Below are 20,586 nucleotides of genomic sequence, written 5' to 3'. Positions count from 1 at the left end.
CCTCCTTTCTTTTTTATTTTTTTGTTAATTAGATCATCTATGCTGCCGATTCAGCCAGTCGAAGAATGCCTCACGGCTGACCAGCTTCCTGCGCATGCCGGTGCGGATGGTTGGAAAGTCATCCCGGTCAAACAGCCGATAAGCGGCCGTCAGGGAGATTCCAAGGATATCCGCCACATCTTTCGCATTCAAAACTAGCGGTAATTCATCGTATTTTGTACGGTTTGACATTGATTCTCTTCTCCTTTGTATAATATATTTTTTAAGATGTAATCATCACGGTAACGTCCGGAAGCTATCCAGCAGCGTAAGGCCAGTTACGAATCGCTGCTGTTTTCCACTAATAGTGTGACGGCAATCCCCCAGCGACGGGTACAGCCTGCGCAATTTGCTTCCGAAAGCAGTGTTGGTCAACGGTGTGCTGCCAATTTGAATACAGAATTGACGGTAGCTCTGGTGCAACTCTGCGCAAAGGATTTCTGCTTCCGGCTTTATAACACAACACTGTGCTACAAACTGATGCAGAGCTAACTCTTGCTTCTCAGGTAAAGATGTACTTGTGCTCATAGGACATGCGGAGTCAATAATCTCCTGCTCAATCTCGGTGAAGACGAAATTGTTGCTTCGAAGATCGCGCAGCGCTCTCATCGCCAGCAAGAAAATATAGCCGCGTTCTGCCTTCAGCTTTTCCAACAGGTTGATATCCCGCTGAGCCTTCGGCACCGTGTTAAAGAACGGAACGGAGACCATCCGGTCAAAAAACGCCTCATCCTGTTTTCCTGAGCGCAAACGAATGGAAAAATTCGAGGAGAACAGAACTTTGCAGTGGCTCTTAAAGCTGCGCTGCTGAACATGCTTCTGGTTGGCGGTCATATTGTTCGGATCTCCAGTGAGTTGCTTCAAAATGCCTACTGTGGCCGGATCAAAACGACCATCAGGAAGATCCATGCAAAACAGCAGCTTTTTGTCGACCATGCTGCCGGATATATGGTTTTCTCGGAACTGTGTGGGTGAATTGAGCGCCAGACATGCAGACTCTCCCAGCAGAGCACCGCGAATCAGGTCGCCCGCCACGGATTTTCCAGTGCTTGTTCTCCCTTGAAACACATAGAAATTCCGCGGCATATCATTCGAAATAAGCGCACCGATCACTTCTAGAAGTCGCTGACGGACCTGAGAAAGGCCGCCCGTACAGTTGTCCAGAAATTGATCGAACACACCGTGGTTGATTGGATTTCGGATGTCTTCGATTGTAATCGGAAGGGCAGATGTAAAGAACCATCCTGGTGACGCTTCCCGTATCGTCTGCTCTTCGATATCGTAGATACCATCGTCCAGACAAAGGAAACGCGTGTTCGGCTCCTGAGCTTCTTGTGCGCGCATTAGTTCAGCATCTTCCAAAAGCGATCGCACCAGAGTACTTTGGTCGCTGTTGCTCAGCATACTGTAGATGCGCTCTCCATCGGGGCATCGTGAGCGCATCTGCGCAAAAAGGCCATGTTGATCGATCGGCTTCCACAGCGGCGATGAATACGAGTACAGGCGTCCATCACGAATGCACAGCTGCAGGTTCTGCTTGACAAGCTTCGCTGCCTGATAAACCGCCTGTGTGCGCTTGTTCTTGGCCAGCTCCTGCCAAGCATCTCCGGGGGAGAGGCCGACAGCCTGTTTCGACCGCACTTGCTGAACAAAACTTTGCTGCTGCACGGGCCGCTGACTGAAGCCCAGATGCTCGCCAATCGGGTACTGGGTTTCGTTCAGGCTGATCTGATCCGGCTCGTTTCTGCGAGAACTCAAAACAACTCGTATGTCCGGCGATTTTCCAGCATCGTCTAAGGACACTGCATGGAAAGTCGGTGTAATATCAGCCCCTCTTTTGAGGTGGGCACGCATCATCTCCCAGCCGCAGTAGACGGCTCCGCTCATGTCCACTCGGCGTGGTAATTCATCAAAGCCGCATCGTAAACCGAGTGGCCGTTTTTGTGCCATCTCAGAAATCTTGATCATCGTAATCCGCCTCCTCGCTTACATTTGGAACGGGTGGAAACGGTGTAGCAGAAATCGCTTGCTCTTCTGGCGGAATTGTCGCTTTAATCTGACTGATTAAGGCCGCGCCCAGATTGGCAAGAAGCTTATTGGAGCTGGCCAGCCAAATTCCATTCTGTCCGGGATCTACTACCGCCAGGCAGGTTGTGATGCGATTTGGATGATCCAGTGAAGTTTGAACCTGGAAGCAAACTACACCAAGCAGATCCTTTTTTTCGGTGTCCAGCAGCGTGTTGCCGTCCTCATCCTCCAAAACCAGATCTACCTTGTGAGGCTTTCGGTAGTCAATCAATAACCCGCTCGAGAAGTGCGGAACCATGTTTTTCTGAGCCGAGTAGCTGAACGTGTATTTTTGACCGGCTGCACCTAGGAAAAGTGCTTCCAACCTCAGAACGGGGGCATTTCGCCCCTGTAAGAAGAAGCTCAAGTAGCCTGCCAACGGAACGATGGCGGCAACGTTGGCCTGGTTCGAGAGCAGGGCGCTGTTCAGTTTGTTCGATAGTGAGTCCATAGATTTTTCCACCTAAAAAAATAATTGGCGTAGGCGGTGCACTGCCTACGCCAATTATTAAAACATATTCCCTCGGGATTGACATCTTATGAATATACCATATGTTGTGTTTAATATTGTAAATTGTGCCACATGTGCCTTATTTTCTGTTTTTTTGACTATTTTCGACTTTCTAAGTTTTTAGTTTCGAAACATATGAAAAGTGGGGCCTGACAAATGCAATCGAACTCATTTAAAAAATTTCGGCGCGAAAACTACAATAGCATATTTGCACAAAAATGGAAGAAAGCAGAAGAAGCCGTTAGTAATTCAAAATTTTCCGCAACAGATTTATGCGATGTCTCAAATCTATCTTTATCCAACCTTCATCAAAAAATCCGCCAATCGCTTCCATTGGCCGCTTGTGATTTGCTGCGTCTGTTAATCCTGGCAAATACTAGTCTTACTTACATAAAGTCTGGCATCCGATATTCAGGACAATTCGTCGTTGCCGTCCATAAGGCTCATCCTGCCTATCGCAATGAGGAAAAACGAAGGATACAAAAAGAATCTGAACGAGCTAAATGGTTGAGTCTAGACCCAACATTTCTTGCATTCTTTGAAACGATAGGAAGATCTGTTTTTTGTTGTCTGTCTGTCTTTTGAACACTATAAAAAATCGGCTGAAAATTCTCCAGCGCCTGTATACAGGCATGTGGGGAATTCAGCCGATTTTATTTTGTCTTGTGATTGATAAAATTGGTGGAAATTTGTGAAACAGCACAGTAATGTGCAATTCTCACTATTTTTACAAGGAGTGATTTATCATGTGTTTCTTTGATTCAATGGAGCATAATACAATCGAGGACGAGTTGGAAGATGCCTGCATCGTTCTTCGTCCGTCCGATGTCAGTGAATTGCTGGATCTGCATCCAAACACAGTTTACAGACTGCTGCAAAGCGGTAAGTTACCGGCATGCAAAGTAGGCGGAAGTTGGAGAATTTACAGAAAGGATCTGATCGACTTCATCAAAAAGCATCCTGTATGACGGATAGGGCACTCTTCAGCCGAAAAGAATCGAAAGATAATCCTGACGTCCATCCAATACCCGCAGTACGGTCAAAGTGTCTTCGTCCGTGATTTCATAAAAAACCAGCTGCTTCGCAACGACAAAAAAGCGAATGGAAGATTCAATTCCGAATTTCGCTTCCATGGAAATCCCCATCATCGGATTTTCCAGCAGCAGGGACACTGCATGCAGAATGGATGAAATCAGCTTTCGCGCCGCTTGGGGATTGCCGAGCTTCGTTTCGATGTATTCCTGTGTCCTCTGAAGATCCACTGCAGCCAGATGTTTGTACACAACGTTCATTTTTCTACTCCGAACATGGCATAGACATCTTCTTCGGAATGCGTGACAGGATCATTCTGCGCTGCTGCCAGCTCTTTCATCAGCCGGGCCATCGCCTTTCCTTTTATGATCTCGGCATTGTTTTCGTTCACAGTGAAAGGAAATCCACCGGCATTCAGAGATTGTTGAAAAAACACATTGACCGCATCTGTCAGAGTAAGTCCGTTTTTTCCATACACTTCTTCGAGCTGCTGGCGCAGTTCGGGATTGATTCGAATCCGGAACATATCCGTCTTTGGAGCTGAAACAACATTTTTCATTCGGATCACCTCCTGATCTCAAGAATAGTATACCCTGATTGATTTCACTTTGTCAACAATGTAGCCACTTGGTAGCTACATTGTTGGCGCTCCAACTGATTCCCGCAACCGCGTAAATCTGAAACATATATCATTCCTCTGAATATTAATACAAGGAGGAATGAATATGTTCACAAAAAAGATATTCCTGCCCTGAATAAAGCGGCCATCGAGGCGGCACTGACCTTTGCGGTCGCCGTCCTGATGGCCGCTTCCGACTGTTTTCTCAAAAACAAAAAGGAGTAGGAAAAATGAGCCAAATTGTTTGTACCCAATGTGGAGCAGAGCTCCGCCCGGAAACAGCCCTGTATGTGGGCGACGAAGCCGTCTGTCCGTCCTGTGCCGAAACGGACACCACTGTTTGCAGTTACTGCGGCGAGCGCATCTGGCGCGAACACGATGCCGGAGACAGTGAAACGCCTCTGTGTGAAGCCTGTTACGATTCGCACTATACCCGCTGTGTCCGATGCGGTCGGCTGATCTCGTTCTCATCCGCGTATTATCAGGAAGACGATGACGATGAAACATCCCCCTATTGTGAAGATTGTTTCCATGAAGCCGGACAAGCCATCCACTGCTACTCGTACAAACCGATTCCGGTTTTCTACGGAGACGGACCCATGTACATGGGCGTGGAGCTGGAAGTGGACGATGGCGGAAAGGATTCCGGCAACGCCCGCAAAATTCTCTCCGTGTTCAACCGGAACGCAGAATACGGATACATCAAGTCAGACGGAAGTCTGGATGACGGGCTGGAGCTTGTGACCCATCCCTGTACACTCAAAGCACACTTGCAGGAAGTCCCGTGGGAAGAAACATTGGAGAAAATCCGCTCTCTCGGATATTTCTCCCATCAGGCTTCGACCTGCGGACTCCATGTCCATGTGAACCGCAGCTTCTTCGGAAATACCAGTGCGCAGCAGGATGAACGCATTGGTAATGTACTGTATCTGTTCGAGCGGTTCTGGCAGGAGCTGCTTCGCTTTTCCCGGCGCACCCAGCGTCAGGTCGAGCAATGGGCCGCACGGTACGGATACAAGGACACCGGACGGGAGATTCTGGAACATGCCAAGAAGTCCTATCAAGGACGATATACCTGTGTGAATCTGACCAACGCCAATACCATTGAGTTCCGCATCTTCCGCGGCACACTCAAATACAATACACTGATCGCCACACTGCAGTTTGTAGAGAGACTGTGCAGTGCGGCGATTTCTTTGTCTCAGGAAGAATTGCAGGCGCTCTCTTGGAGCGACCTCATGCTGGGAATCCGGGAGCAGCAATACCCAGAGCTGGTACAGTATCTGAAAGAGCGCCGTCTGTATGTGAACGAACCGATTCCTGCGGAAGGCGAGGTGTGACGGATGTGCGGACTCTTTGGATTCAGCGACCCGAAGCACACCTTGATCCAGAAGCAGATTCGGAGATTGACGGGCAGCCTTGCCACGGCCAGTGAGCAGCGTGGGACGGACGCCAGCGGGATTGCCTATGTACAGGGACAGATGCTCCGGATCTACAAGCGGCCGCTTCCCGCTCATTCCATGACGTGGCTCGTCCCGACCCATACGACCGCAGTCATGGGACACACCCGAATGACCACGCAGGGAAACAGTGCCTTCAATCCCAACAACCACCCGTTCCCGGGTATATGCGGAGATACCCGCTTTGCTCTGGCACACAACGGCGTATTGCACAATGACGATGTGCTGAAACAGCGCTTCCATCTTCCCAAGACAAACATCCAGACGGACAGCTATGTAGCGGTGCAGCTTCTGGAGCAGGACGGACGGCTGGATGCCGAGACCATCGGTAATACCGCTGCCCGGCTGGAAGGTTCGTTCTCCCTGACAATTCTCAATCAGTTCAATCATCTGTATCTGGTCAAGGGAAACAGCCCGCTTTGCATCTACCGGTTTGAAAACGGTCTGATCTGTTATGCCAGCACCGCAGACATTCTGAAAGAAGCCCTTGCCCGGTGCAGTTTTTTGCCGCGCAGCAAGGAGATCGTCAGCCTGTCCGAAGGGGACATCTTGTGCATCCGCCCGGACGGACGGCTGCAAATGAGCCGCTTTGATACGTCCAACCTGCACAAACATCTGCGCTGGTGGGACTGCGGCGCTTATGACTGCTGGATGCCCCAAAGCCGCCGCCATTTTAGGAAAGACACGGCCACCTCTCTGGATACTCTGATGGAAACCGCCTGCAATATGGGATTTCTGGAAGACGATGTATTTCTTCTGCTCGAGGAAGGATTCGATGAAAGTGATATTGAAGAACTGCTGAATATGCCGGGAGCGTTTTACGATGCCATTGCAGAAACTGTCTATGCACGGATGGATGAATAACAGCAAAAAAGAAAGCCCGCAGGCTTTCTTTTTTACCGAAGAGAGGATGAAGTTTATGTTGATCGGGTATGTCCGCGTCAGTACCGCGGAACAGAACAGCGCTCGTCAGGAAGTTCTGATGCGGGAACTGGGCGTTGAGAAAGTGTATCTCGATAAGGCCAGCGGCAAAAATACGAATCGTCCCCAGCTGCAGGAGATGCTGACTTTCGCACGGCAGGGCGATACCATCGTGGTAGAGAGCATCAGCCGCATTGCCAGAAACACCCGGGATCTGTTGGAGCTGATGGAACAGCTGAACGTCAAGGGCATCGGGTTCGTCAGTAAGAAAGAAGCCATTGATACGACCACGCCCACGGGAAAATTTATGCTGACGGTATTTGCCGCCGTGGCCGAACTGGAGCGGGAGTACATCCTGCAGCGGCAGCGGGAAGGCATTGCCATCGCAAAACAGGCCGGGAAATACAAGGGACGCAAACCCATCGACCGGACGGAACTTCAGCCAGTTTTAGAGGAATACCGCAAAGGTAATTTGACCGCCACGCAGGCCATGCGGAAGATGAATGTCAGCAAGAGTACCTTTTATCGAATGTTCCAACAGAAGAATAACGAATCTTTTAAAAGGAGTTGACCAAAATGGACTTCGTACAAATGGAGCAGATGATGGAAAAAGCATTCCGAGCCACAATATCGCAGAAATTTCAATTCTGGATGCATCGCAGCCTGCTCAACCAATTCTGGAAAGAAATGGTGCAGAATATCCGATGGCAAATGGAAATGCAGGAAAATGAAATGGATTTGTCGGATAGTATCCGCGAGCTGATTGTCGATTTGAAAGATTTGCAGTCACTAATCGATTAGAAAATATAAAGTTAGTGTCATATGGGTTTACCCATACGGGACAAAAGAATCAACCTAAAAAGAGTGCCAATAGACTCACTTTTCTGCGTTGGGACGTCCCAATATGAAAACAGGAGCTTATTGGCGCTTTATTTAACATAAAATATATTTATTATACACAAAAAATATAATATAATAAAAATGGATTTGTAAAAATATTCAAAATTATTGTTGAGAAATATAAAAATTGATGAAATCCCAATAGTATCATTTGACATCGAAGGGCAGCACATCGGTGTATCGCTTCTATCAAAACAAAAAAGCCCGCATAGGCGAGCTTTTCATTTCACACACTGTGAGTCCGGATATACCGGTATTTTTGGCAATGCCGTATTTGAACCTGTCGTGTTGTCTTAGATGGTAGTCTTAAGACAATTTCATTTTATACCGCACAGACACGGATGTCAATCTGTTTGAGGAGGAAAATGAAATGGAGGAAAAATCATATTATTTGGGGCTGGACATCGGTACGGAATCAGTCGGGTGGGCTGTGACGGATTCTCAATATCGGCTGGAAAAAAGATATGGAAAAACACTCTGGGGTGTGCGTTTGTTCGAGAGTGCAAAGACTGCACAGGAGCGACGCGGATATCGCGTTGCCAGACGCCGTATCGAACGCCGCCGGGCCAGGCTTCAATGGCTGCAGGAAGCGTTTTCGCAGGAAATCGCCAAAGTGGACCCAGCGTTTTTTCAGCGCTTGCGGGAAAGTAAGTTTCTGGAAGAAGACAAGCAGGCAGATTTGCCTCTGGGGAGATACACGCTTTTTGCGGACAAAAATTATTGTGACAAAGACTATCATCGCCAGTACCCAACCATCTATCATCTGCGTAAAGCACTGCTTGAATCAGACGATGCCTTTGACGTGCGCCTTATATACCTTGCGCTTCACCACATTTTCAAAAATCGTGGCCATTTCCTGTATGGGGACGTTTCTTTGGAAACAATTACACTGCATGCCGGATTGGAGCGTCTGACCCGAGCAGTGGAACAGGTGTGCGAGCAACAGTTTTTGTGCGAGAATGAACAGGAGCTACAGGATATCCTGCTGTCTCGCACTTTGAATAAGGCGCGACGTAAAAAACAGCTTGCACAGCAATTTCATGTGGAGAAAAAAGATGGATGCTCCTATGCAGTGATAGAACTGCTGACAGGTGCAAAGGTTTCATTGAACAGCTTGTACGGAGAAGGAACCGCGAACGATGAAATCGACAAGATCAGTCTGGAAGATGAATTTGATCTCTATGAAGAAAAGCTTGTGGAACGTTTGGGTGACTGCATCGAATTGATTCTGGCTGTCAAGGAAATTTATGACTGGTCGCGACTGGAGACGATGCTGGACGGAGAAAAATATCTCTCCTTTGCAAAGGTAAAGACATATCAAAAACATGAATCAGACCTGAAGAGACTGAAAATGGTGCTGAAAGAGCATGCAGATTCGAAACTCTACAGAGAGATATTTCATACTGCCGGAAAAAAGCTGGATAATTATCCCGCCTATGCCGGAAAAGGAGCTGCAAATTACCGCTGCGATTATGATCAATTCCGTAAATACCTGACGGGAAAGCTCCATTCGCTGCGGGATTCTGTCCCGCAGATAGACGAGATATTGGAAGAACTGGAATGCGGAACGTTTTTGCCGAGACCGACAAGCAAAAACAACGGTATCATTCCTCATCAGCTTCACGAGATGGAACTGGTGAGGATTCTGGAAAACGCGCAAAAGTATTTGCCTTTTTTACAGCAGGCGGATGAGACCGGACTGACTTTGGCACAGCGTATCCATCAGATGTTCTGCTTTCGCGTCCCGTATTATGTTGGCCCTCTGGACAGCCGGTCCCCAAACAGCTGGATTGTGCGCAGCAACGAGAAGATCTATCCGTGGAATTTTGAGCGGGTGGTGGATCTGGAACAATGCCGTCACAATTTTATTACGCGTATGACCGCCAAGTGCAGCTATCTCGGAGAAGATGTTTTACCGAAAGATTCTCTTTTGTACACAAAATTTATGGTGCTGAATGAGCTCAACAATCTTACGATAAACGGAAAAGAGATTTCCGTGCAGCAAAAGCAGATGCTTTATAAAGAACTGTTTCTTACAGGGAAAAAGGTGACGCAGACGAAACTGCGCAATGCCTTGCAACTGGGGAAGGAAGACCGTCTGGGCGGTTTCGACAATGAGATCAAAGCAACGCTTGCCCCGTGGAAACATTACGATTGGCTGCTGCAGCGTCCGGGAGGATTCGAGGCGGCGGAAGAAATCATCCGACATATTACGCTGTTCGGAGAAGACCGGAAATTGCTGCGCAGCTGGTTGCACAAAACATATGGAACGATGCTCTCAGCGGAGGAGGAGAGAAAAGCACTGGCTTTTCGCGCAAGCGGATGGGGCAGACTCTCAAACGCATTCCTGACAAAGATTTTTCATGTGGACAAGACTACCGGAGAAGCGTTTTCGATTCTGGACATGCTGTGGCGTACCAATGATAATTTGATGGAATTGCTCAGCGGAAAATACACGTTTGCGCAAGCGGTAGAGGCGTATCGCAGAGATAAATTTTCCGGCAGTGAGATGACATTGCAGAACTATCTTGACGAAAGTTACGCCTCGCCGGGAATCAAACGTGCTATCCACCAGGTGATTGAAATTGCAGGTGAGATCGAAAAAATCATGAAAGCGCCGCCGAAGCGCATTTTTGTGGAAATGGCGCGCGAAGATGGCGAAAAGGGCGTGCGCACAGTTTCTCGGAAAGCGCAACTGGAGACTTTGTATAGAAAGTGCGGGGAAGAGAGCGGAGAACTGTTCCAGCAGCTTCAGAGCCAGACGGAGGGAGAGCTGCGGCGCGACAAGCTGTACCTGTATTACACGCAGCTGGGGCGGTGTATGTACAGCGGCGAAGCGATTGATTTGGAGCGACTGGATTCCGATTATGACATTGATCACATCTACCCGCAAAGCAAAACAAAGGATGACAGTCTGCGCAATCGCGTGCTGGTGAAACGTCAGCTGAATGCGGCAAAATCAGATACATATCCCATTGCCGCTGAGATTCGTAAGCAGATGATACCATTGTGGGCGCAGCTGAGAAAAAAGGAACTGATCAGCAAGGAGAAATTTGACCGGCTTACCCGCGCAACCGGCTTCACAGCGGAGGAACAGGCGAGCTTTATTGCGCGGCAACTGGTGGAAACGCGCCAGTCAAGCAAGATCGTGGCGGAGCTGCTGCAGCGTAAATTCGGGAAGAATACAGAAATAGTGTATGTAAAAGCGGGGAATGTTTCCTCGTTCCGGCACGATCAGCGCCTGACAGCTGATGGAGATAGAATGCAGGCCGGTCAGTGCAAGGGTATTCATACGATACAGGACCCGCTGTTTGTAAAATGTCGTGAAATCAATGTGTTCCATCATGCGAAGGACGCCTACTTGAATATCGTAGCAGGAAACGTCTATCACGTTAAATTCACGCGCACCCCGGCCAATTTTATCCGTCAGAAAGATGCACGTTACAGCCTGAACCGGATGTTTGATTTTGATGTGGAGCGCGGTGGTGAACGTGCATGGATCGCCGGGGAGGCTGGCAGCATTGCGGTTGTGCGCCGCACGATGGCGAAAAACAATATTCTGCTCACACGCCGTACATCGGAGGTGGGCGGTGGCCTGTTCGATCAGCTGATTGTCCCCAAAAAACAAGGTCAGACTTCTATCAAATCGTCTGATCCTCGAATGGCTGTTGAGAAGTACGGCGGATACAATAAACTTACCGGTGCGTATTTTATTCTTGTAGAACATACTAAAAAGAAAAAACGAGTTCGTTCTCTGGAAACCGTCTTCCTGCTTCATCAGGGGTTGTATGAACAGGATGCGCAGCGCTATTGCCGGGAAATTTTAGATTTACAGCAGCCGGTGATCCTGCTGAACAAGGTGCGCATTGATTCACTGCTGTCTTTTGATGGTTTCCGCATGCATGTTTCCGGACGCACTAACAATCAAATCAGTTTTAAAAATGCAAATCCATTGGTGGTGGATGATGTTTGGCACCAATATGTCAAAAACATTGCAAAATATCTGGAGCGCTGCAAAAGCGCAAAAGCAGACTTGCCGATTACCCGGTATGACGGTTTGACAGCGGAGCAGAATGTTCAGTTCTATCAGCTGCTGTTGGAAAAATTGGAGAATCGCCTGTACCGTATCCGGCTGGAGACCGCAGCCAGTACAGTGCGCGAACAGCAGGAAAAATTCGGGACGCTCACCGTTCCGGATCAGTGCCGCATTCTGATGCAGCTGCTGAACCTGTTTGCCGACAACGCGGCTAGTGCGGATTTAAAATTGTTAAACGGGAAAGCGGGTATCGGGATACTTCTGCTCTCCAAAAATCTGGACAACTACCAGGGCCACGAGTTGAAGCTGATCCATCAGTCCGTGACAGGCGTTTTTGAAAAGCAAATCGATTTGTTGGCGGAGGTTGCGCAGTGAGTTGGCGGGTCGTGATGGTGGCAAGCAACGCAAAGCTGGATTATAAACTGGACTATCTTGTAGTGCGTACGCTTGATGAAGTGAAGCGCATTCACCTCAGCGAGATCGGCGTGCTGATGGTGGAAAGCACAGCGGTCTCCCTTACGGCCTATTTGTTGTGCGAACTGATGCGGCGCAAAATTAAAGTGATCTTTTGCGACCATGACCGAAATCCGTGTGCCGAACTGGTTCCCGTCAATGGCAGCCACGACAGCAGTGCTCGTATTCGCTGTCAAATTGGCTGGGAACGGACGGTGTGTCAGCAAGTATGGACGGAAATCGTGAGGGAAAAGCTGCGGCGGCAGCGGGATCATCTGCGCTGCCGCGGCTTGCCGCAGGCAGACATACTCACCGTATATATAGAACAACTTCAGTGGGACGATATCACAAATCGCGAGGGACATGCGGCAAAAGTCTATTTTAACGCGTTGTTTGGCGCAGAGTTCACCCGCTCCGGAAGTGATCCGGTCAATGCGGCATTGAATTATGGGTACAGTTTGCTGCTGTCGGCAATCAACCGTGAGATTTCCGCTGCGGGATATCTCAATCAGCTGGGAATCGCCCATGAAAATACATTTAATCCGTTCAATTTGGGATGCGACTTTGTTGAACCCCTGCGGCCGTTGGTGGATGGAACAGTGCTGGAACTATGCCCGCAAGAGTTGGGGCGGGAAGAAAAAATCGCTTTGGTACGGCTGCTGAACCGTGAAGTGCAGTACAACGGTAAGCGTCAGTATCTTCTGTACGCAATCCGGTTGTATTGCGCAGGGCTGTTCCGGGCGCTGGAAAGCGGAGATATGGCAGAAATTAAATGGATCGAGTATGAATGGTAGATTTATGCGAGTGCTGGTGTTTTTTGATTTGCCGGTGGAGACCAAAGCGGAACGGCGCGAATATGCCCGCTTTCGTCGGGCGCTGGTGAAAGACGGTTTTTTAATGATGCAGGAATCTGTATATTGCAAGCTAGCCTTGAACCCCACAGCGGCACGAAGTATCATGGACGGCGTGCGCAGCCGCAGGCCGCACAAAGGGCTGGTGCAGATGCTTTTGGTCACAGAAAAGCAGTTTTCCCGCATGGAGTTTGTTCTGGGAGAATATCATACGGAAATTATTGATGATGAAGAACGGTTGGTGATTCTATGAGATTGGCACACCCGCTGCTTTCATCCCCGCTGCATTGGAAAGAAGGCCGTGTTCCGGTTTGGGTGATTGAAGCACCGGAAACCTTCCGAAGCATGGTGTTCATGCTCAGCGAGCAGGCCCAAGGGGAAGAGGGGGATTTTGTTCTGTCGCTTGACTATGAGACACTGGATTGTGCGGAGCATGTACATGTACTGCGGGATCTTATGTGCCTTTCATTGGATGACCGAAAGCTGCAAAACCGTTTTCAGGCACGGCTGCAGTGGACCGTACAGGAAGAACTGGCGACATCCACCCATATATTGCAGCAGAGCATTGAAGAGTATCTGCAAATGCTGGTCGGCGCAGTGGAGTATCCGGTCAGTTTTTCCGAAGGCGAATATGTGCTGCCGCTGCTGAAAGCGCTGCGCTGCCAACCGGTTCTGGATGGGGCGCATCCGCTGGAACGCCTGATGCAGTACATTGAACTGTATCAGGGACTGATGAAAAACCAGTGTTTCGTTCTGGTGGAGGCTCACGCATTTTTTTCAGAGAAAGAGCTCTGTGAACTGTACCGGATGGCCGCCTATCAAAAGTGGAAGATTCTGTTGATGGAACAGCGGCTGACAGCTCCGCTGCCGCAAGAAGAAATCTGCCTGTTGGACGCTGGACTCTGTGAACTGCGTCTTGATTCAAATGCATCATTGTTATAAACTATAAATGGTAGGTCAATCTATCTGAAACACACAGCGCGGTGTCGTGGCGTTTCTTTCAATTTGAGGTTTGAGAGTCGTGTTGTTTTAGATGGTAGTCAAACGAGCCAGCCGATCGGCACCAACCACATGAGGTTTGAGAGTCGTGTTGTTTTAGATGGTAGTCAAACCCATGTCCAAGGTGATGAGCCGTCGTCCTAGTTTGAGAGTCGTGTTGTTTTAGATGGTAGTCAAACATACAATCACCTTAGATCATTATGAAAAAGGTTTGAGAGTCGTGTTGTTTTAGATGGTAGTCAAACTCAGTCTGGTGTAAATGATGAAGTTCAGCAGTTTGAGAGTCGTGTTGTTTTAGATGGTAGTCAAACCAGATTCGCAAGCAGGTTTTGACCCAGCATGTTTGAGAGTCGTGTTGTTTTAGATGGTAGTCAAACTACGTATGTAGCGTATCCCGTTAAAGTTCCGTTTGAGAGTCGTGTTGTTTTAGATGGTAGTCAAACACCAATCTCTGACCTCTGGCTTGAAATCCTGTTTGAGAGTCGTGTTGTTTTAGATGGTAGTCAAACTCGGCCGATACCCTTTGAATCCGATCACACGTTTGAGAGTCGTGTTGTTTTAGATGGTAGTCAAACCAAGCTGACCGACACCATCAAGAATATTGAGTTTGAGAGTCGTGTTGTTTTAGATGGTAGTCAAACAAAAGGCGAAAGCATAGAGAAACGCCCGGAGTTTGAGAGTCGTGTTGTTTTAGATGGTAGTCAAACTGGTGATTATTCTTTCTCTTTATGATCTAAGTTTGAGAGTCGTGTTGTTTTAGATGGTAGTCAAACTTCAGCTTTTGCGTAAGCCTATCACGAACAGTTTGAGAGTCGTGTTGTTTTAGATGGTAGTCAAACATTGTCATTTCCTGTTCCTTTCTATCTGCAGTTTGAGAGTCGTGTTGTTTTAGATGGTAGTCAAACAAGTGGCGTACATACCTCTGTCAGATAGGGTTTGAGAGTCGTGTTGTTTTAGATGGTAGTCAAACAAGTGCCAAACTACCCAACCCGTATTCGCGTTTGAGAGTCGTGTTGTTTTAGATGGTAGTGAACCCTATCTGCCAATAATGGAAACTCTGAAGATTTTTGGGAAATATTGTTATTTAATCAAATTGTCTATAATGTTGACTGTCATCGGGGCAATGTGCTATATTCAACGGTAAAACGTAATTTATAGTTTGTAGACGGGGTGATGGATAAAAGCCTGAATGATCCCGCAGCAGTCATTAAAATCCCAATAAAATAGAAAAAATTAAAACAATTGACATTTTGAATAAAAGATGTTATAGATGTTATATAGTTATATATAGATAAAAATATTTTTAACGTTTGTGTGATAGGATTTTGGGCAAAAATGTGGAACCGATACCACAAAAACGCCAGAGAAGAATACGTGATTTTGCGAAGAAAAGAAGATAGAAATATATAGCTTAAAAAGATTTTTAAAATTCAGAGAGAGTTTTGTGCTCGGAACCGGATGCCGGAACATGTGCGGCGACTGGGGCGATGCGAGTGAGAGCAATTCCGTTCGCACCATCTACGAGACAATGGACGACCTTATTTAATAATCTGACTAAATACATGGGGCTCTATCAGATGCGCTGGCTGAATGCGAACGTCTTATTGGAGAAAACATAGGAGACAATGTGGTGGGCTTTTCCTCTCACGATATCCGCGATACAAACCCCAAGCTGGTCGGTAAAGCGTTTCATGTCTATGGCGGCGCGGCGCACAAAATCAAGGCGCTCGCGGAGGAAATGGGACATCTTTAACGGCTGCGACAGAAGTTCGAGGTAGCATCCATCATCGGCGGCGCGTCCAGCGTGGAACAGCTGGAAAAAAGCCTGTGCTGCACCGAGTGGGAATCAGCGAAGAGGAGATGGTGCGTCTCGATAAGATTTTAGCAAAGGACGACATTCTGTTTCGTCTGACAGGGGAATTTGTGACGGACTATTCGGACGCGTCCGGAACGAATTGCCTCGACCTGAACCGTCTGTAGTGGTCGCAGCGAATTCTGGACGTGCACGTATCGGTACGTCGCTTCTCGCGAAGTTGTATCTGTTCACGCATGTGGCGGGCGCGGTGGCTGCGAAGTGCGGCCTTGCGTCAGGCACGCCCATCGTGATTGGCGGCGACGGCGTATGTGCGGCGGTGGGCGTGGGCAGCGTCTGAAGCAACGACACGCTCAACGATCTTGCTTGGGTCGTCGTCATAGGTGGTCTTCACCGGCGACGCGACCATCTTCGACCCGCAGCTGCGCACGTACAAATGGGCGCACATGATCCTGGGCAAATATTCTCGCAGTGGTACGATATAGGTCGCGGGAAACTCGTTTAAGCTCATGAAGAAACGCTGTGCCGCGATCTGGAGCGCATCGCGGAGAAGACCGGCGGCAGCGCTTATCACATGAAGGACAAGGAGATCGCCGCCTCGCCCCCGGGCGCAAACGGGCTGCTGTTTTTGCCGTACATTATGGGTGAGCGTAGCCCCCGCTGGAACAGCGAGGCGCGCGGGGATATGCTCTGGGCGTGTATCGGAGGAATTCTGATAAATTTGTACATCATCATGGAGGTGTTCCGTGCAGAGACGGATCTCACCGTGTTGAATGTAATCGGTGACTTGCCAAGGGCGACCTGGCCCGCCATGCGCTGGCGGATATCTGCGGCGCACAGGCAAGAGACTCAATTGGCTGGATGAGGGTGCGTCAATCGGTGCGGGCGTCGGAGCGGATGTGCTGCACGATTTCACTGCGATTGACCGCTTTATCCGCATCGACGACGTGGCGGAGCCCAACTGGGGGAATCACAAAAATACAGCGAGCTCAAACAGTCGTTCGATCAGAGCCATCATGCGCTGCTGGATACCTACAGCGGCCTTGCAAAATGGAAATGAATTACAGGAGGGAAACGTGATGAATGTGAATGAGCTGACCGCGGAGACGTTGGCCGGAATGATTGACCAGACGTTGCTCAAACCGGACGCCACGCTGGAGCAGTTGCGCAAGCACTGCGAGGGCGCCGCAAAATACCATTTCAAAACCGTTGCAATCAACAACGCACCAGTGCCGTTTTGCAAAAAGATCCTCGAGGGCACAGGCGTACTGTGTGACGCGGCGGTGAGTTTTCCGCTAGGACAGTGCACCATCGAGACGAAGGTGTTCGAGACGATCGACGTTATCGAAAAGGGCGCGGGCGAGGTCGATTATGTGGTGAACCTCGTCGAGCTTAAAAGCGGCAATTGGGACTACGTCGAGGAGGAGATGCGCCGGATCGTGGAGGCCTGCCGCGAGAGGGGCATCACGAGCAAGGTGATTTTTGAAAACTGCTACCTGACAGACGATGAGAAAAAAAAGCTGTGCGAGGTGGCGCTGCGTGTGAAGCCGGTGTTCATCAAGACATCCACTGGTTTCGGCACCCACGGCGCGACCGTTGACGATGTGCGTCTGATGAAATCGTGCGTTGGGGATAAGCTACTCATCAAGGCCGCGGGCGGCATCCGCACCGCCGAACAGGCGCTGGCGATGATCGAAGCAGGCGCAAGCCGCATCGGCACGAGCCGCGGCATTGAGATCGTCGAGGGCTTCAAATCTATGCAGAACACCCGAGAAAAACAGTGATGAAGTACGGGATTTATGGGGAGACGGCTACGTTCCGTATGTAGAAAAATTGCAAAACGCAGTTTCGATATCCTCGAAATTTTCTGCACGGGATGTGTTCCAAATAGATTGCCAGACTGCAAGAAGCGGACGGGCGCAGCGGCATTGGATTGACTGGCAGTTATGGGACGCGTCCTGGCGAGAATATTTCATCGGCCGTTTCGACCGTCGTAGAGAATACATTTGCGTTTTGGCGCTAGCCACCGTTAGTGCTCAAAGAGCTGGGTGTGACGGCTATGAACAGCAAACTGTACATGGTTAGCAGACAAAAGGAGCGTGGCAGTGCAGCATCGCAAACGTGCGTGTGCTCGCGGATTTGACGGAGCAGCGTGGCATCACGCTGTGCAGGGAGTCGCTCAATCGGCACGGATGGCTTCCTCGTCAACGCCTCGGAAGAATGCATTCGCTTATGTCTGCGAGGTCGGCCGGGACAATATATGCGTCATACCGATCACATGAGCACGGAGAAAACCGACCTCGTCAGGGCCACCCGCGGCGCAAGCGATCTGATGAGGCGTTTCCACGTGGCAGGAGAACAATCGCCGCGTGCCCGTATAAGACCCTGTGGTCTCTTTGGGGAAAACCGGAGTGGTAGCGTTTAGCCTTCTTCCTTTGCTGATTGTTTGAGTGAATTGTCAAACTAAGTGCAGTGGGAATTGAGCTCGAAGTCCCATAATTCCTGGGCAGAATGGAAGTTAAGAATCTTGCGAGGCCTGGCGTTAATCAACGCCAGGTTTCGTTTTTAATGTGGCGGGGACAACGCGGGAAAGATTTCTGCCCTTGGGATAAAACTCCCGAAGCAGTCCGTTCAGATTCTCATTGGTGCCTTTCTGCCAGGCGCAATACGGGTCGGCAAAATAGACAGCACAATGCAATCGCTCTTCAATAAGGCGCCAGTTGGCAAACTCTGTGCCTCGGTTACAGGTAATGGTCTTGACCAGCTGAGGAGGAAACACGGACAGTGCAGCGACAATGGCGTTCTCCATGGTCTGTGCCCGTCGGTCCGGCATCTTCACGGCAATGTAAAACCGGGTCTTTCGTTCCGCCAGGGTGGCAAAGCAGGCCTTGCTCTTGCCTTGGCCGCTCACCACTGTATCCGCTTCCCAGTGTCCAGCTTCCTGGCGGATGTACACCGACTTGTCCCGCTTGCGGATGGACTTTCCTTTGCTGTACTTTCCCCGTGTTTCTTTCACTCCATGGCTCTTTCCCTTGCGGCGAAGCACCTTCAGATTGCCGTTTACCAGGTATTTCTCGTAGATCCACCGGTAGATCGTCCGCCAGCTGGGCATCTTCAGCTCACAAGGGGTACAGGCGATCTGCTCCGGCGACCAGGTCGCCCGCAGCTTTTCCTCTATGTAGTCGATAATCTCCTGGGAATGGAACATCCCTCGGTGACAGTAGGAACGACGCAGCAGGTACTTCTTCTGCGCCGTGTGCGGGTAGTAGGTCGGGATGTCATACATGTGGGTGCAATTCCTCCGTATCTCTCGCGATACTGTACTCACGTTTCTCCCGATCAGCCGGGCAATTTCCTGATAACTCAGCCTGTCCACATAATATTTTCGTATACAACTGCGTTCTTCTATGATAAAATAATGGTAGTTCATGCAGTTCCCTCCCTGTGGTTTAGTCATATGATAACTCTATTCTGCCAGGGTTTTGTATGAACTCCTTTACGTTTTGGAAGGCTGTGGCACAATTGATTTTGAAACTGGAACGCGCTATTTTAAACGCGGATACTGATCCTATCAGGACCTAAGTTTCTTTTCAGATGTCGACTAGTTCTTGAGACATCCTAGAGGAACGGGATGTATAATCTTGTAATATTGTGCAAAAACCGGATTTATAAATTGTATAATAGCGAAAAGTGTAAATTATGCACTAAAATTTATTGACAACAGATTAAAAAATAGATTATACTGACAACAAGGAACCGTCTCCATATTTGAAGTGAGCGTGAGAAGATTTTGACAATCAAAGATATTGCGGATCGGGCGGGTGTGGCAAAATCCACGGTGTCCCGCGTTCTAAACAATTCCGGTTACGTAGGAATAGAGACACGAAAAAAAATTGAACAAGTAATTGCAGAAACCAATTATCTACCCTCGGCGATGGCGAGAAGTTTGTCAAAGCAGGAGTCCAGGACCATCGGTGTGGTGATTCCGGAAGCGGATAATACTTTTTTCGGAGAGGTGTTGCGCGGAATCAGTGAAGTGGTGGATAAAAATAACTTGACAATGATTTTTTGCAACACCGAAAACAACCAGAGCAAGGAACAAAAGGCTTTGCGGATGTTACAGGAACAGCGGGTCCGTGGCTTGATTCTCACGCCTACAGCGGATTATGGTTCACCCAAAGAGGCCCGCAGGTTGAAAACCGCCTTGGACCGATTGAACGTTCCGATTCTGTTGTTGGACCGCAAAGTGCAAAATCCCCAATGGGATGGAATTTATTATGACAATTTTGGAGGCGCCTATCAGGCTACGGAAGCGCTGATCCAGGCCGGTCATAAAAAAATCGGCATCATCACGGGCGATTTGAGCCAGTTCCATGGCCGGGAGCGCTTTCGAGGATTTAAGCAGGCCATTTATGATTCCGGGCTTTCTGTGGATCCGGCGTACATCTATGAAGGCGATTTTACAACCCAAAAGGCCTACGAACTTACGCGACAGATGATCGCTTCCGGCAACATGCCACAGGCAGTTTTTTTGAGCAACAACCTCACTTCGCTGGGGTTCATAAAGGCGATTTTCGAGGTTAAAATGAGACTCGGAAAGGATATATGTTGTATTGGATTTGATTATGTAGATGCTTTTGACATTTTGAACATTGGATTCAGCTATGTAGAGCGTGACACAATCAATATGGGACGAATGGCAATGCATATGCTCATGGACCGGATCGCTCAACCCGACTTGCCCCGCAGAGAACATATCATTTCCGCAAGCTTGATGCTGCGCGGTTCAGAACGTTGGAGCGAGTGAGCGTTTTCAATACAAAGCCGATGCCCCTGAGGCAAAACGGGGCATTTCTTTCCTCAAAAAGAGGAACCGGTTCCAATA

Annotated in this window: 22 protein-coding genes and 1 CRISPR repeat array; of the genes, 16 read left to right on the top strand and 6 right to left on the bottom strand. The window is 49.0% G+C overall.

Features of this window, described 5'->3' with window-relative positions:
* Positions 1-33 precede the first annotated feature (33 nt).
* The 3 genes from ACKTS9_RS08005 to ACKTS9_RS07995 are packed head-to-tail and all read right to left on the bottom strand — an operon-like array spanning position 34 to position 2,557.
* A complete protein-coding gene (locus ACKTS9_RS08005) occupies positions 34-231 on the bottom strand; it encodes a helix-turn-helix domain-containing protein (RefSeq protein WP_407880040.1) in 198 nt (65 codons plus the stop codon).
* Positions 232-276: 45 nt separating this feature from the next.
* Positions 277-2,007 carry a DUF5906 domain-containing protein gene (locus ACKTS9_RS08000; protein ID WP_407880038.1) on the bottom strand — a complete coding sequence of 577 codons (1,731 nt, stop codon included), beginning with the start codon at positions 2,005-2,007 and terminating at the stop codon, positions 277-279.
* Positions 1,991-2,557, bottom strand: coding sequence for a hypothetical protein (locus tag ACKTS9_RS07995; RefSeq protein WP_407880036.1), 567 nt, complete (start codon positions 2,555-2,557; stop codon positions 1,991-1,993). The genes ACKTS9_RS08000 and ACKTS9_RS07995 overlap by 17 nt, the downstream gene beginning before the upstream one ends.
* Positions 2,558-2,773: 216 nt before the next feature.
* Between ACKTS9_RS07995 and ACKTS9_RS07990 the strand changes: the two genes are divergently transcribed.
* Both ACKTS9_RS07990 and ACKTS9_RS07985 read left to right on the top strand, forming a co-directional pair.
* The gene (locus ACKTS9_RS07990; RefSeq protein WP_407880034.1) at positions 2,774-3,202 is read left to right on the top strand and encodes a hypothetical protein; all 429 of its coding nucleotides are present in this window, start codon (positions 2,774-2,776) and stop codon (positions 3,200-3,202) included.
* 179 nt (positions 3,203-3,381) lie between these two features.
* A complete protein-coding gene (locus tag ACKTS9_RS07985) occupies positions 3,382-3,585 on the top strand; it encodes a helix-turn-helix domain-containing protein (RefSeq protein WP_407880032.1) in 204 nt (67 codons plus the stop codon).
* Positions 3,586-3,600: 15 nt separating this feature from the next.
* Here ACKTS9_RS07985 and ACKTS9_RS07980 read toward each other — a convergent pair whose 3' ends face one another.
* Both ACKTS9_RS07980 and ACKTS9_RS07975 read right to left on the bottom strand, forming a co-directional pair.
* Positions 3,601-3,909: a type II toxin-antitoxin system RelE/ParE family toxin gene (locus tag ACKTS9_RS07980; RefSeq protein ID WP_407880029.1), complete on the bottom strand. Its 309-nt coding sequence runs from the start codon at positions 3,907-3,909 to the stop codon at positions 3,601-3,603.
* The gene (locus ACKTS9_RS07975) at positions 3,906-4,208 is read right to left on the bottom strand and encodes a type II toxin-antitoxin system RelB/DinJ family antitoxin (RefSeq protein WP_349217039.1); all 303 of its coding nucleotides are present in this window, start codon (positions 4,206-4,208) and stop codon (positions 3,906-3,908) included. Before ACKTS9_RS07975 ends, ACKTS9_RS07980 begins: the two co-directional genes overlap by 4 nt.
* Positions 4,209-4,498: 290 nt before the next feature.
* Here ACKTS9_RS07975 and ACKTS9_RS07970 point away from each other — a divergent pair, with 290 nt between their 5' ends.
* The 13 genes from ACKTS9_RS07970 to deoC all read left to right on the top strand — a co-directional run bounded on the left by ACKTS9_RS07970 (position 4,499) and on the right by deoC (position 17,485).
* Complete coding sequence (locus tag ACKTS9_RS07970) at positions 4,499-5,608, top strand: amidoligase family protein (protein WP_407880026.1); 1,110 nt, start codon at positions 4,499-4,501, stop codon at positions 5,606-5,608.
* A 3-nt stretch (positions 5,609-5,611) separates the two neighbouring features.
* On the top strand, positions 5,612-6,592 hold the full coding sequence (locus ACKTS9_RS07965) for a class II glutamine amidotransferase (RefSeq protein WP_407880024.1): 981 nt from the start codon (positions 5,612-5,614) through the stop codon (positions 6,590-6,592).
* Positions 6,593-6,647: 55 nt separating this feature from the next.
* Positions 6,648-7,220 carry a recombinase family protein gene (locus tag ACKTS9_RS07960; protein ID WP_407880022.1) on the top strand — a complete coding sequence of 191 codons (573 nt, stop codon included), beginning with the start codon at positions 6,648-6,650 and terminating at the stop codon, positions 7,218-7,220.
* Between the two features lie 5 nt (positions 7,221-7,225).
* Positions 7,226-7,450, top strand: a complete 225-nt coding sequence (locus tag ACKTS9_RS07955; protein ID WP_407880020.1) for a hypothetical protein — start codon at positions 7,226-7,228, stop codon at positions 7,448-7,450.
* A 469-nt stretch (positions 7,451-7,919) separates the two neighbouring features.
* On the top strand, positions 7,920-11,960 hold the full coding sequence (gene cas9, locus ACKTS9_RS07950) for a type II CRISPR RNA-guided endonuclease Cas9 (protein WP_349217042.1): 4,041 nt from the start codon (positions 7,920-7,922) through the stop codon (positions 11,958-11,960).
* A complete protein-coding gene (gene cas1 / locus ACKTS9_RS07945) occupies positions 11,957-12,832 on the top strand; it encodes a type II CRISPR-associated endonuclease Cas1 (RefSeq protein WP_407880018.1) in 876 nt (291 codons plus the stop codon). The genes cas9 and cas1 overlap by 4 nt, the downstream gene beginning before the upstream one ends.
* Positions 12,822-13,142 carry a CRISPR-associated endonuclease Cas2 gene (cas2, locus tag ACKTS9_RS07940; RefSeq protein WP_349217044.1) on the top strand — a complete coding sequence of 107 codons (321 nt, stop codon included), beginning with the start codon at positions 12,822-12,824 and terminating at the stop codon, positions 13,140-13,142. The genes cas1 and cas2 overlap by 11 nt, the downstream gene beginning before the upstream one ends.
* Positions 13,139-13,831 carry a type II-A CRISPR-associated protein Csn2 gene (csn2, locus tag ACKTS9_RS07935; protein ID WP_349217046.1) on the top strand — a complete coding sequence of 231 codons (693 nt, stop codon included), beginning with the start codon at positions 13,139-13,141 and terminating at the stop codon, positions 13,829-13,831. The genes cas2 and csn2 overlap by 4 nt, the downstream gene beginning before the upstream one ends.
* A gap of 68 nt (positions 13,832-13,899) precedes the next feature.
* Positions 13,900-14,923: a CRISPR direct-repeat array (repeat unit 36 nt; unit sequence GTTTGAGAGTCGTGTTGTTTTAGATGGTAGTCAAAC).
* Positions 14,924-15,518: 595 nt separating this feature from the next.
* Entirely contained in the window at positions 15,519-15,641 is a 123-nt protein-coding gene (locus ACKTS9_RS07930) for a hypothetical protein (RefSeq protein WP_349217047.1), read from the top strand.
* A gap of 74 nt (positions 15,642-15,715) precedes the next feature.
* Positions 15,716-15,868 carry a hypothetical protein gene (locus ACKTS9_RS07925; protein ID WP_349217048.1) on the top strand — a complete coding sequence of 51 codons (153 nt, stop codon included), beginning with the start codon at positions 15,716-15,718 and terminating at the stop codon, positions 15,866-15,868.
* Positions 15,868-16,041, top strand: a complete 174-nt coding sequence (locus ACKTS9_RS07920) for a hypothetical protein (RefSeq protein WP_349217049.1) — start codon at positions 15,868-15,870, stop codon at positions 16,039-16,041. Before ACKTS9_RS07925 ends, ACKTS9_RS07920 begins: the two co-directional genes overlap by 1 nt.
* 234 nt (positions 16,042-16,275) lie before the next feature.
* Positions 16,276-16,566, top strand: a complete 291-nt coding sequence (locus ACKTS9_RS07915) for a hypothetical protein (RefSeq protein ID WP_349217050.1) — start codon at positions 16,276-16,278, stop codon at positions 16,564-16,566.
* Between the two features lie 214 nt (positions 16,567-16,780).
* Positions 16,781-17,485 carry a deoxyribose-phosphate aldolase gene (gene deoC / locus ACKTS9_RS07910; RefSeq protein ID WP_349217051.1) on the top strand — a complete coding sequence of 235 codons (705 nt, stop codon included), beginning with the start codon at positions 16,781-16,783 and terminating at the stop codon, positions 17,483-17,485.
* A gap of 758 nt (positions 17,486-18,243) precedes the next feature.
* Here the strand turns inward: deoC and ACKTS9_RS07905 are convergent.
* A complete protein-coding gene (locus ACKTS9_RS07905; RefSeq protein WP_407880011.1) occupies positions 18,244-19,131 on the bottom strand; it encodes an IS30 family transposase in 888 nt (295 codons plus the stop codon).
* Between the two features lie 360 nt (positions 19,132-19,491).
* Here ACKTS9_RS07905 and ACKTS9_RS07900 point away from each other — a divergent pair, with 360 nt between their 5' ends.
* The gene (locus ACKTS9_RS07900; protein WP_349217053.1) at positions 19,492-20,508 is read left to right on the top strand and encodes a LacI family DNA-binding transcriptional regulator; all 1,017 of its coding nucleotides are present in this window, start codon (positions 19,492-19,494) and stop codon (positions 20,506-20,508) included.
* The last annotated feature ends 78 nt before the right edge of the window (positions 20,509-20,586 follow it).

The sequence above is a fragment of the Owariibacterium komagatae genome (genome assembly GCF_045865535.1).
Lineage (GTDB): Bacteria > Bacillota > Clostridia > Oscillospirales > Ruminococcaceae > Ruthenibacterium > Ruthenibacterium komagatae.
The sequence above is the reverse complement of the archived record's forward strand: the minus strand, read 5'-3'. Positions and strand labels throughout refer to the sequence as shown.

Bases quoted from the DNA above. Each gene is read 5' to 3' on its own strand.
- ACKTS9_RS08000 (WP_407880038.1), bottom strand. From the start codon at position 2,007: ATGATCAAGATTTCTGAGATGGCACAAAAACGGCCACTCGGTTTACGA.
- ACKTS9_RS07955 (WP_407880020.1), top strand. From the start codon at position 7,226: ATGGACTTCGTACAAATGGAGCAGATGATGGAAAAAGCATTCCGAGCC.
- ACKTS9_RS07970 (WP_407880026.1), top strand. From the start codon at position 4,499: ATGAGCCAAATTGTTTGTACCCAATGTGGAGCAGAGCTCCGCCCGGAA.
- ACKTS9_RS07985 (WP_407880032.1), top strand. From the start codon at position 3,382: ATGGAGCATAATACAATCGAGGACGAGTTGGAAGATGCCTGCATCGTT.
- ACKTS9_RS08005 (WP_407880040.1), bottom strand. From the start codon at position 231: ATGTCAAACCGTACAAAATACGATGAATTACCGCTAGTTTTGAATGCG.
- deoC (WP_349217051.1), top strand. From the start codon at position 16,781: ATGAATGTGAATGAGCTGACCGCGGAGACGTTGGCCGGAATGATTGAC.
- ACKTS9_RS07975 (WP_349217039.1), bottom strand. From the start codon at position 4,208: ATGAAAAATGTTGTTTCAGCTCCAAAGACGGATATGTTCCGGATTCGA.
- ACKTS9_RS07905 (WP_407880011.1), bottom strand. From the start codon at position 19,131: ATGAACTACCATTATTTTATCATAGAAGAACGCAGTTGTATACGAAAA.
- ACKTS9_RS07995 (WP_407880036.1), bottom strand. From the start codon at position 2,557: ATGGACTCACTATCGAACAAACTGAACAGCGCCCTGCTCTCGAACCAG.
- ACKTS9_RS07980 (WP_407880029.1), bottom strand. From the start codon at position 3,909: ATGAACGTTGTGTACAAACATCTGGCTGCAGTGGATCTTCAGAGGACA.
- ACKTS9_RS07965 (WP_407880024.1), top strand. From the start codon at position 5,612: ATGTGCGGACTCTTTGGATTCAGCGACCCGAAGCACACCTTGATCCAG.
- cas2 (WP_349217044.1), top strand. From the start codon at position 12,822: ATGAATGGTAGATTTATGCGAGTGCTGGTGTTTTTTGATTTGCCGGTG.
- ACKTS9_RS07915 (WP_349217050.1), top strand. From the start codon at position 16,276: ATGAAGGACAAGGAGATCGCCGCCTCGCCCCCGGGCGCAAACGGGCTG.
- csn2 (WP_349217046.1), top strand. From the start codon at position 13,139: ATGAGATTGGCACACCCGCTGCTTTCATCCCCGCTGCATTGGAAAGAA.
- ACKTS9_RS07960 (WP_407880022.1), top strand. From the start codon at position 6,648: ATGTTGATCGGGTATGTCCGCGTCAGTACCGCGGAACAGAACAGCGCT.
- cas9 (WP_349217042.1), top strand. From the start codon at position 7,920: ATGGAGGAAAAATCATATTATTTGGGGCTGGACATCGGTACGGAATCA.
- ACKTS9_RS07990 (WP_407880034.1), top strand. From the start codon at position 2,774: ATGCAATCGAACTCATTTAAAAAATTTCGGCGCGAAAACTACAATAGC.